Below are 10,327 nucleotides of genomic sequence, written 5' to 3'. Positions count from 1 at the left end.
CTTCCACGACGATAGCCGCGCCCCCCGACACCTCTGCCCCATGCCCCACCTCCGCCCCCATGCCCCACCTGCCAGACTTGACCCCATGAGCCTGCCCTTCGACAGCGCGTACCGGCACGGGTTCGCCCGCGTCGCCGCGTGCACGATCCCGGTGGAGATCGCCGACCCCGCCGCCAATGCCGACGCCGTGCTCGAGGCCGCGCGCGTGTGCGATGCCGACGCGGTCGCCGTCGCGGTCTTCCCCGAGCTGTGCCTGACCGGCTATGCGATCGACGACCTCGTCATGCAGGACCCCGTTCTCGACGCGGTCGTCGCCGCGATCGAGGGGCTGGTCGAGGCATCCGTCGACCTGCTCCCGGTGCTCGTCGTCGGCGCGCCGCTGCGCCACCGCAACCGCCTCTACAACTGCGCCGTCGTGATCCACCGCGGAGAGCTGCTGGGCGTCGCACCGAAGTCCTACCTGCCGACCTACCGCGAGTTCTACGAGCGCCGCTGGTACGCACCGGGCGATGACCAGGCGGGCCAAGACATCCGCGTCGGCGGACTCGAGGCGCCGTTCGGACCCGACCTGCTGTTCGAGGCGCTCGACGTCCCGGGCCTCGTGGTGCACGCCGAGGTCTGCGAGGACGTGTGGGTCCCGATCCCGCCGTCGTCGCGCGCGGCGCTCGCGGGGGCCACGGTGCTCCTCAACCTGAGCGGCAGCCCGATCACGATCGCGCGCGCGGAAGACCGCAAGGACCTCTGCCAGTCGCAGTCGCTGCGCTGCCTCGCCGCCTACGCGTACGCCGCGGCGGGCACCGGCGAGTCCACGAACGACCTCTCGTGGGACGGCCAGACCATGATCTACGAGGCCGGCAACCTGCTCGTCGAGACCGAGCGCTTCCCCGACGGTCCGCGCCGCTCGATCGCCGACGTCGACCTCGACCGCCTGCGCCAGGACCGCCTGCGCCAGGGCACCTTCGACGACAACCGCCGGGCGACGGGGGCGGATGCCTCGTTCCGCACCGTGCACTTCCGGCTCGACCCGCCGCGCACAGACGTGGGGCTGCGCCGCACGCTCGACCGGTTCCCGTTCGTGCCCGACGACCCCGCGCGCCTCGCGCAGGACTGCTACGAGGCGTTCAACATCCAGGTCTCGGGACTCGTGCAGCGCATGCGCGCGATCGGCGGCCCGAAGCCGGTGATCGGCGTGAGCGGCGGACTCGACTCGACCCACGCGCTGCTCGTGGTCGCGCGCGCCATGGACCTGATGGGGCGCCCGCGCAGCGACATCCTCGCGTACACGATGCCCGGCTTCGCCACGAGCGAGCACACGAAGTCCAACGCGATCGCCCTCGCCGAATCGGTCGGCGCCTCGATCGAGACGATCGACATCCGCCCGCTCGCGATCGAGATGCTCGAGCGCCTCGGGCACCCCTTCGCCGACGGCGAGCCCGTGCACGACATCACGTTCGAGAACGTGCAGGCGGGTCTGCGCACCGACTACCTCTTCCGCCTCGCCAACCACCACGGCGGCATGGTCATCGGCACCTCCGACCTGTCCGAGCTCGCCCTCGGCTGGGCCACCTACGGCGTCGGCGACCACATGAGCCACTACGCGGTGAACGCCGGCGTGCCGAAGACCCTCATCCAGCACGTGATCCGCTGGGTGATCTCCGAGCGCGAAGGCGTCGACGACCGCGAGGCCGAGGTGCTGCAGTCGGTGCTCGACACCGAGATCTCGCCCGAGCTCGTGCCCATGGGCCAGGACGGCAAGATGCAGTCGACCGAGGACCGCATCGGCCCCTACGCGCTGCACGACTTCGCACTGTTCCACATCCTGCGGTACGGGTTCCGTCCGTCGAAGATCGCCTACCTCGCCGCCCACGCGTGGGGCGATGCCCAGGCGGGCGCGTGGCCCCCCGGCTTCCCCGACGAGGACCGCTACGCCTACGACCTGCCCACGGTCGCGAAGTGGCTGCAGGTGTTCCTGAAGCGCTACTTCGCGTTCGCGCAGTTCAAGCGCTCCGCGATCCCGAACGGCCCGAAGGTCTCGCCCGCGGGGTCGCTGTCACCGCGCGGCGACTGGCGCGCCCCGTCCGACGGCAACGCCCGCGTGTGGCTCGCGGAGCTGAAGTCCGCCCTCCCCGATCTCGTGAAGGACTGACGGAGCGGATGCCGCGGCCCGCGGCATCCGCTCTCCCCGGTGTCCGTTCTCAGGCGGGCGGCTGGGTGTAGGCGAGCGTGATGATCCAGCTGTCGCGCGAGAGGTCGGCGAGCTGATACCAGGTCTTGCGATCGGGGATCCATCCTCGCGTGAGCGGGCTGTCGAGGCGCACGTGGTCAGGTGCGACGAGCGCACCGCGCCCGTCGGCGTCGCGCACCGCCTGTACCCGCGTCCAGTGGGCGAGAAGCTTGTCGAGGTTCGCTTCGTCGAGCAGATGCGAGTGGCGCTGCATGAGGTGCAGCTCGGCGTCGTCGGGGTGGGCGTCGCGCAGGTCGAGGCCCAGCGACATGCCCGGGTCGCTCACGGCGACCACCGTGGCAGCGCGGAAGTTGACGTTGCGGATCTTGAGCGGCACCTCGGCGCCGCCCACCTCGGCGATCAGCTGGGTATGGAATCCGAATGTGCGCGGGGCTTCGCGCTCGACGCGCACGTCCTTCGGATCGACGCCGAGCTTCGTCGCGACGATCTCCTTGGCGAGCGCGCGCTTGCGGTCGTGCTCGGGGAGCTTGGGGTCCCAGCCGAGCCGGGCCGTGATCCCCGCAGGAGTCTCGAGAAGCACCGATTGCATGATCCACCTCATTCTCCGCGGCCCATCCGCACCTCCATCCTGTCGCGGCGGCGAGCGGTGAGGAAGATCGCCACGCACCTTCGTCTCCCCGCGATCGAGTCCCCGCGATCCGGTCGCCTGCGCGGACCCACGGGTCGGCGATGTCGACGCGCCGCTGACGGATGCTGCCACCCGGCGTGTCGCGTCACGCACCCGTCTCTCCGCACGGCGGGAAGGCGCGTCAACCCCCTCGCACGGTCCCAGGACGATGGAAGGATGGGCCCATGGCGAGGCGCGCGACGGTGATCGGCAGCGGTCCCAACGGACTGTCGGCCGCGGTCGCGCTGGCGCGCGCCGGGTACGAGGTACGCGTGCTCGAGGCCGCCGCGACCATCGGCGGCGGCGTCCGCACTGCGGAGCTCACCCTTCCCGGCTTCCGCCACGACGTGTGCTCGGCGGTGCATCCGGCGGCGCTGTCATCGCCCTTCTTCCGGGCGTTCGGCATCCACGAGCGGGTCGGCTGGATCCACCCGCTCGCCTCGTACGCGCAGCCGCTCGACGGCGGGCGCGCGGCGATCGCGTGGCGCGACATCGAGCGCACGGCCGATGCCCTCGGCGCCGACGGCCGCGCATGGCGAGGCGTCCTGCGCCCTCTCAGCCGTCGCCTCGGCGGGTTGGTGGACTTCACCGGGTCCCAGCTGCTGCGGTGGCCGCGGCATCCGGTCACCACCGTCCGGTTCGGACTGCGCGCCCTGCAGCTCGGCACGCGCCTGGGCCGCGAGACCTTCCGCACCGAGGAGGCGAACGCGCTGCTCACGGGCGTGCTCGCGCACGCGAACACCCCGCTGCCGTCGCTCGGAGGGGCGGCGTCCGGGCTCTTCCTCGCGGCGCACGGTCACTCGGCCGACGGCTGGGCGTTCCCGCGCGGCGGCTCGCAGGCGATCGCGGACGCGCTCGTGGCCGACCTGACGGCGCATGGCGGCGCCGTCGAGACGGGCAACCATGTGCAGACCCTCGAGGACCTGGACTGGGGCGACCCCGATGCCGGCGACCTGCTGCTGCTCGACACCACGCCGCGGCTCCTCCTGACGCACCCCGACCTTCCGGCGCGCTACGCGCACGCCGTGCGACAGTACCGGTACGGCCCGGCCGCCGCGAAGGTCGACTTCGCCCTCGACGGACCCGTGCCGTGGGCGCACCCCGACGTCGCTCTGGCCCCCACCGTGCACCTCGGCGGCACGCGGGAGGAGGTCGAGGCGAGCGAGAACGCGGTGGCGCGGGGCGGACTGACCGACCGGCCTTACGTGCTGACCGTGCAGCCGAGCGTGCTCGACGGCACGCGCGCTCCTGCCGGCAAGCACGTGCTGTGGGCGTACATCCACGTTCCGGCCGGGTCGACGCTCGACCCCACCGAGGCCGTCGTGCGGCAGGTCGAGCGCTTCGCCCCGGGATTCCGTCACCGCATCCTCGCGAGCCACGCGATGACGGCCGCCCAGCGCGCCGCGTACAACCCCGCCGACATCGACGGCGACATCCTCGGCGGCGCCTTCACGTTCGCGCAGGCGATCCGGCGCCCCATCGTCTCGACGACGCCGTGGCGCACGCCGCTGCGGGGCGTGTACCTCGCGTCGGCGTCGACCCCGCCCGGACCCGGCGTCACCGGCATGCCGGGCTGGTACGCCGCGCGCCAGGCGCTGCACGATCGCGGCCGGCGGCTCGAGCTCGGGGACCTCTTCGGAGCGTGACCGGGTGCACGCCTTCGCCGCCGTCGACTTCGAGTTCGCTCGACAGGTGCTGCAGCGGGGCGTCGCGGCACTGTTCGTCGTCGCCTTCGTCTCGTCGCTGAACCAGTTCCGTCCGCTTCTCGGCGAGCGCGGGCTGCTGCCTGCGCCGGACCTCCTGGAGTGGGTGCGCACCTCGAAGAGAGGGCAGCGGATGCTGCGCCCCACCGTCTTCCGCCACCTCCGGTACACCGACCGCAGGCTCGCCGCCCTGTGCGGGGCGGGCATCGCAGTCGCGGCGACGCTGGTCGTCGGCCTCCCGCAGCTCGGTCCGCCGTGGGTGCCGATGCTGTGCTTCCTCGCGCTGTGGCTCGGCTACATGTCGATCACGAGCATCGGGCAGACCTTCTACGGATTCGGCTGGGAGATGCTGCTGCTCGAGGCCGGCTTCCTCGCGGCGTTCCTGGGCTCGGATGACCAGCCGCCCCCGGTGGTCGTGATCGTGCTGTTCTGGTGGCTGGTGTTCCGGCTCGAGTTCGGCGCGGGCATGATCAAGATCCGCGGCGGCCGCGAGTGGCGCGACCTCACCGCGCTCACGTACCACCACGAGACCCAGCCGATGCCGGGGCCGCTCAGCCGCCAGGCGCATCTCCTCCCCCGCTGGTTCCACAAGGGCGAGGTGCTCGGCAACCACTTCGCGCAGCTGGTGGTGCCGTGGTTCCTGTTCGCACCGCTCGTCGGCCTGTTCGTGCCCGGGCCTGTGCCCGCCGTCGTCGGGGCGGTGGCGGCCGCGATCGTCATCGCGACGCAGGCCTGGCTCGTCGTCACCGGCAACTTCGCATGGCTCAACTGGATGACGATCGTGCTCGCCTTCTCGGCCATCGGACTGCCGGGCATCGGCGCCGGGCGCGAGGGCGCGGCATCCGGTGCTCCGGGCGTATTCACCGCGATCCCCGTGTGCTGGCTCGTCATCACGTGCGCGATCGGGGTGCTGTATCTCGTGATCAGCTGGTGGCCGCTGCAGAACCTGTTCGCGCGGCGGCAGCTCATGAATGCGTCGTTCAACCGGTGGCAGCTCGCCAACGCCTACGGCGCGTTCGGCACGGTCACCAAGGAGCGCATCGAGATCGTCGTCGAGGGCACGATGGACGACGACCCCGACACGGCCACCTGGCACGAGTACGCCTTCAAGGGCAAGCCCGGCGAGGTGCACCGCATCCCGCGGCAGTTCGCGCCGTACCATCTGCGCCTGGACTGGCTGATGTGGTTCCTCCCGCTCGGCCGGTCGCTCGACGACTGGTTCACCGCATTCCTGGTGCGGCTTCTGGAAGCGGATGCTGCGACCCTGCGCCTGCTCGCCCACGATCCGTTCGCGGGTGAGAAGCCGCGATGGGTGCGTGCGGTGTCGTATCGCTACCGCTTCACGACGCGCGCGGAGTTCCGTCAGTCGCACGCCCGATGGAAGCGCGACCGGCGGCGCCCGGTCATGGGACCGGCGTCCCTGCGCCGCTGAGAGCGGCCTTGCGCTCGCGCGCGGTGCGGCGCGCGGTGAGGTCGACGATGGCCACCAGGAACGCGAGGGCGAGGAAGACCGCGACCGACAGCATCCCGAAGGCGTACGCGTCGTGGTACACGACGAGGCTGTCGTGGGAGCCGGACTCACGGTAGATCGCGGCGTAGAACAGCGACAGCGCGACCGCCGTGCCGACCGCCGCGCCGATGCGCTGGCCGAGCTGGCCGACGGAGCCGGCGAGGCCGCCCTGCTTGACCGGGATGTCGCCGAGCGTGAGCGCCTGGTTCGGGGCGATCACGAGACCGCCGCCGGCGCCCCCGACGGTCATGACCGCGGCGGCGATGTAGGGGGTCCACGCGGGGTCGCTGTAGAGCGCCGCGAGCACCAGCCCTCCGACGCACAGCAGCATGCCGGCGAGACCCCACACCACGACCACGCGGCCGTGCGTGCTGACGAGGTTGCCGCCGATCCACGAGGTGACAGCGGAGGCGAGTGCGAACCCGATCGAGACCATGCCCGCGTACACCGGCTCGAGCCCGAGGCCGAGCTGCAGGTACAGCGTCGTGACGAGGAACATCGCCGGGGCCGCGGTGAAGTACGCCGTCTGCAGCAGCGTGCCGTTGCGATACGACGTGATGCGGAACAGGCCGAGCGGGATGAGCGGGTTGCGGCCGCGCTTCGCGTAGCGACGCTCCCACGCGATGAAGGCGGACGCGAACAGCGCGAACGCGACGAGCAGCCACCACCGCGCCGGGTTGTCGCTGGGCGCGCCGGTGGTGAAGAGGAAGGGCCACATGAGCGAGATCACGCTCGCGCCGAACAGCAGCACACCGACCGGGTCGAGCTGCACCTTGCGCTGGGAGTTCGTGCGGGTGTCGGGCAGCAGCCACAGCGCGAGGGCGATCGCGATGAGGCACAGCGGCACGTTCATCCAGAAGATGAGCCGCCAGCCGTTCGTCGGCCCGCCGAGGGCGATGAGCAGACCGCCGAGCGTCGGGCCGAAGGCCGTCGCGATGCCGATCGTCGCGCCGAAGAGCCCGAAGGCGCGGGCGCGCTCCTTGCCCTGGAACAGCTCCTGGGCCATGCCGAGCACCTGGGGCATCTGGATGCCCGCGGCCACGCCCTGCAGGAGTCGCCCGATCAGCAGCACCTCGGCGGTCGGCGCGAGCGCGCACAGCACACTCGTGACCGTGTAGAGCGAGAGGCCCACGACGAACAGCGTCCGCCGCGAGCGCTGGTCACCCAGGCGGCCCATCGGCACGAGCACGAGCCCGAAGGTGAGGACGAACCCCGACACGATCAGCTGCAGCTGCGTCGAGCTCGCACCGAGCACCTCGCCGATCGACGGCAGTGCGACGTTGACCTTCGTCATGTCGAGGATGGTGATCGCGGCGACCGAGACGCAGACCCAGAACGCACGCCAGCGGGCGCCGTGCGAGAGGGGGATGACGGCGGTCGTGGCCGGCACGGCGCGCGCCTTGCTGGAGGAGCTCTGCGGCGTCGGCTGTGGCGGGGACATCTCGCCCAGGCTAACCCTGTTCCGCATAGCGGCGGGCGCGAACCCCGCGCACGGGAGATGATGGGAGGGTGAGACTCCTCGTCGCCGCCCTCGCCTCCGAGCTCGTCGCCTTCCCGGAAGACCTCGACGGATTCGACCGTCTCGTCACCGGCCCCGGCAAGCTGCAGGCGACCTACGCGCTCACCCGCGCACTCGACGCGACCGCCTACGACGAGATCGTGGTGGTCGGCACCGCGGGGGCGATCGACGCGCGGCTCGACGCATCCGTCTACGAGATCTCGGCCGCCGTGCAGCACGACGTCACCGACATCGACGGCATCGTCGGCCAGCACGTGTCGCTGCCGGCGCGCGTCGAGCTCGACGCGGATGGTGTGACGATCGCCACCGGCGACCACTTCGTCGACGACTCCGAGGCCGTGGAGGTCATCCGTCCACTCGGCGCCGGCCTCGTCGACATGGAGACGTACGCTTACATCTGGGTCGCAGAGCGCTTCGGCGTGCCGATCCGCGTGCTCAAGGCCGTCTCGGATCGCGCCCAGGACGGCGCGATCACCGACTGGCGCACCGCTGTAACCGCCTGCAGCCACCAGCTGCGCGACCGCATCCGCGCCGACTACGGCGTCTGACCCCTCCTCGCCGGGTCGGCGCACGCCGGCGCTCACCGCCCCGGGACTCAACAGGTCAACCGAGCCTCCACAGGACCGGAACCTCCCCCGTGATCCTGCAGAACCGCGGTTGACCTGTTGACGTTCGGGCGATGGATGCCTCGGCTCAGCGCCTCACGAGACCCACTGCGTCTTCGCCCACGTGATGTTCGCCAGCGTCGCCTGGCCCGACAGCGACGGGTGGAAGTAGTCGCGCGTCGAGATGTCGGACTTCACGAACGCATAGTTCGCGACCGCGTATCCGTCGAACCGGCATTTCGCGGTGGCTGCGCAGGCGGCCTCCAGCACCTTGTTGAAATCGGTCACCCGCTGCTGCACCAGCGTGCGGCGCTGCACATCGGCGGTGGCGCTGCTGCTCGGGTTGGCGAGCATCGATTGGCAGGTGCCGAGCAGCGACCACGCGAGACGGGCGGACAGACTCGACCTGTTGATGTCGTAGAGGCGCTGCAGACTCGGGATGCTCGCGACGAAGATCTCCGGCGCTGCGGGACTCGCCGCCAGGGTGGAGAGCGCCGTCTGCACGCTGCTCCGGAACGCGTCGACCGACGTCATCTGCGCCACGGTCCGGGTGCAGGCGTCGATCGCGCCGATCTCGATCGTGACGTACTGGGCCCCCTGTCCGGCGGCCGTCTGCGCCTGGGCGGGGAGCGCCGACGATCCCGCGCCCGATACGGCGTCGTTGAAGACGTTGACGAGGCCTGTAGACCCGGCCGCTCGCAGCCGCTGCAGGTGCGAGTTGACCGACGTCGTGGATCCCGTGGACCAGCTGTTGGCCGGACACGACGTGAGGCTCGAGCACGTCATCGCCGCCTGGGTGATCGAGTCCCCCAGCGCGGCCATGCGAGTGATCGGCGCAGGTGCGGCGTGCGCGGCGGAGGCGGCGCTGAGAGTGCCGGTGAGAAGCAGGGCGGATGCCGCGAAGGCGGCGAGGGCGCGGCGCGCCCGGGTGGTGGAACGCATGTCGACTCCGTACGTCGTCGTAACGAGAGGGCGCGGCGAACGGCCGCGGCCGGACGGGCGCCGGCGGTCGGGCGGGATCGCGATTCCCCCAGGAAGCGATCTGCCGCGAACGATACACCCGCGCATCGCCCCGGCGACAGAGGGAGAAGACCCGCGTCAGCGCCGCGGGGATGGGCGGGGCCGAGCCGTGGCTCAGACGCGGGCGGCTGCGTCCTGCCGGATGACGCTCGGCCCGGCCGGTGTCGCCTCGACCGCGAGCTGCGCGGGCAGCTGCTCCTTCATCGCGGCGACATGGCTGATGACGCCCACCGTGCGCCCGCCCTGTCGCAGCTCGTCGAGGGTGCGCATCGCGAGGTCGAGGGTCTCCTCGTCGAGCGAGCCGAAGCCTTCGTCGACGAACAGGGTGTCGAGCCGCACACCGCCCGCGCGGGCGGTGACGACCTCGGCGAGCCCGAGGGCGAGCGCGAGCGACGCGAGGAACGTCTCGCCGCCCGACAGCGACTGGGCCGGGCGGGACTGGCCGGTGAAGGCGTCCATGATCTCGAGGCCGAGGCCCGAGGCGGCGCCGCGCGCGGCCCGCGCATCGGTGTGCTGCAGCCGGTAGCGCCCCGACGACATGTCGCTGAGCCGCAGGTTCGCAGCGGCCACGATCTCTTCGAGCTCGGCGGCGAGCACGAACGTCTCGAGGTCCATCTTCATCGTGTTGGGGGCGCGCCCGGCGACGGTGTCGGCGAGCCGGGCGATGGCGGCGGCATCTGCGGCCCGGGCGGAGACGCCGGCGTACGCCTGATCGATCTGCATCGCGAGATCGCGGAGTCCCGCCACCAGCGTGCGGGCGTCGCTCTCTGCGCGGAGCGCCGCGGTGCGTGCCGCGTCGGCGGCCGCGAGAGCCGCCTGCGACGCCTCGGTGTCGACAGGCTCGGTCGGCGCGCCCGCGAGTTCGAGCTCGAGCTCGAGCATCCGTGCCCGCGCCGCGCCGAGCTGCGTGTCGTGCGCCGAGATCCGCTCGGCGAGCGCTTCCACGTCGCGAGGTGCGGCAAGGGCGGCGCTGACCTCGTCGGGATCGGCGAACACGGATGCTGCGACTCGCTCTTCGACGTCGGTGCGCGCCTGCGCGGCCAGGAGCGCCGCGCGGTGCGCCTCGGCGCGGGCGTCGACCACCGCGCGGCCAGCGTCGCGGATCGAGGCGGCGTGCG

Annotated in this window: 8 protein-coding genes; 4 read left to right on the top strand and 4 right to left on the bottom strand. The window is 71.8% G+C overall.

Translation table 11 applies throughout. The annotated features are described in order from the left end of the window. Positions 1–85: 85 nt before the first annotated feature. A complete protein-coding gene (locus AC3A46_RS13435) occupies positions 86–2,146 on the top strand; it encodes an NAD(+) synthase (protein WP_487665637.1) in 2,061 nt (686 codons plus the stop codon). Between the two features lie 49 nt (positions 2,147–2,195). Here the strand turns inward: AC3A46_RS13435 and AC3A46_RS13430 are convergent, their stop codons facing one another. Continuing rightward, on the bottom strand, positions 2,196–2,774 hold the full coding sequence (locus AC3A46_RS13430) for a hypothetical protein (RefSeq protein ID WP_487665636.1): 579 nt from the start codon (positions 2,772–2,774) through the stop codon (positions 2,196–2,198). Positions 2,775–3,037: 263 nt separating this feature from the next. On the opposite strand from AC3A46_RS13430, the gene AC3A46_RS13425 reads away from it, so the two are divergent. Together AC3A46_RS13425 and AC3A46_RS13420 are read left to right on the top strand one after the other, a co-directional pair. Beyond that, positions 3,038–4,498 carry a phytoene desaturase family protein gene (locus tag AC3A46_RS13425; protein WP_487665635.1) on the top strand — a complete coding sequence of 487 codons (1,461 nt, stop codon included), beginning with the start codon at positions 3,038–3,040 and terminating at the stop codon, positions 4,496–4,498. 4 nt (positions 4,499–4,502) lie between these two features. Beyond that, a complete protein-coding gene (locus tag AC3A46_RS13420; RefSeq protein ID WP_487665634.1) occupies positions 4,503–5,987 on the top strand; it encodes a lipase maturation factor family protein in 1,485 nt (494 codons plus the stop codon). On the opposite strand, the gene AC3A46_RS13415 is transcribed toward AC3A46_RS13420, so the two are convergent. Beyond that, positions 5,959–7,506 (bottom strand): MFS transporter, encoded by a 1,548-nt coding sequence (locus AC3A46_RS13415; protein ID WP_487665633.1) that lies wholly within the window; start codon positions 7,504–7,506, stop codon positions 5,959–5,961. The genes AC3A46_RS13420 and AC3A46_RS13415 overlap by 29 nt on opposite strands. Before the next feature lie 68 nt (positions 7,507–7,574). Here AC3A46_RS13415 and AC3A46_RS13410 point away from each other — a divergent pair, with 68 nt between their 5' ends. Continuing rightward, positions 7,575–8,132 carry a phosphorylase family protein gene (locus AC3A46_RS13410; RefSeq protein ID WP_487665632.1) on the top strand — a complete coding sequence of 186 codons (558 nt, stop codon included), beginning with the start codon at positions 7,575–7,577 and terminating at the stop codon, positions 8,130–8,132. 153 nt (positions 8,133–8,285) lie between these two features. On the opposite strand, the gene AC3A46_RS13405 is transcribed toward AC3A46_RS13410, so the two are convergent. Both AC3A46_RS13405 and AC3A46_RS13400 read right to left on the bottom strand, forming a co-directional pair. Then, positions 8,286–9,131, bottom strand: a complete 846-nt coding sequence (locus AC3A46_RS13405; RefSeq protein WP_487665631.1) for an SGNH/GDSL hydrolase family protein — start codon at positions 9,129–9,131, stop codon at positions 8,286–8,288. A gap of 192 nt (positions 9,132–9,323) precedes the next feature. Further along, on the bottom strand, positions 9,324–10,327 hold a 1,004-nt coding region (locus AC3A46_RS13400), incomplete at its 5' end, for an SbcC/MukB-like Walker B domain-containing protein (protein ID WP_487665630.1).

The sequence above is a fragment of the Microbacterium sp. Soil_C_42 genome (assembly GCF_057656735.1).
The sequence above is the reverse complement of the archived record's forward strand: the minus strand, read 5'-3'. Positions and strand labels throughout refer to the sequence as shown.

Bases quoted from the DNA above. Each gene is read 5' to 3' on its own strand.
- AC3A46_RS13415 (WP_487665633.1), bottom strand. From the start codon at position 7,506: ATGTCCCCGCCACAGCCGACGCCGCAGAGCTCCTCCAGCAAGGCGCGC.
- AC3A46_RS13435 (WP_487665637.1), top strand. From the start codon at position 86: ATGAGCCTGCCCTTCGACAGCGCGTACCGGCACGGGTTCGCCCGCGTC.
- AC3A46_RS13425 (WP_487665635.1), top strand. From the start codon at position 3,038: ATGGCGAGGCGCGCGACGGTGATCGGCAGCGGTCCCAACGGACTGTCG.
- AC3A46_RS13405 (WP_487665631.1), bottom strand. From the start codon at position 9,131: ATGCGTTCCACCACCCGGGCGCGCCGCGCCCTCGCCGCCTTCGCGGCA.
- AC3A46_RS13430 (WP_487665636.1), bottom strand. From the start codon at position 2,774: ATGCAATCGGTGCTTCTCGAGACTCCTGCGGGGATCACGGCCCGGCTC.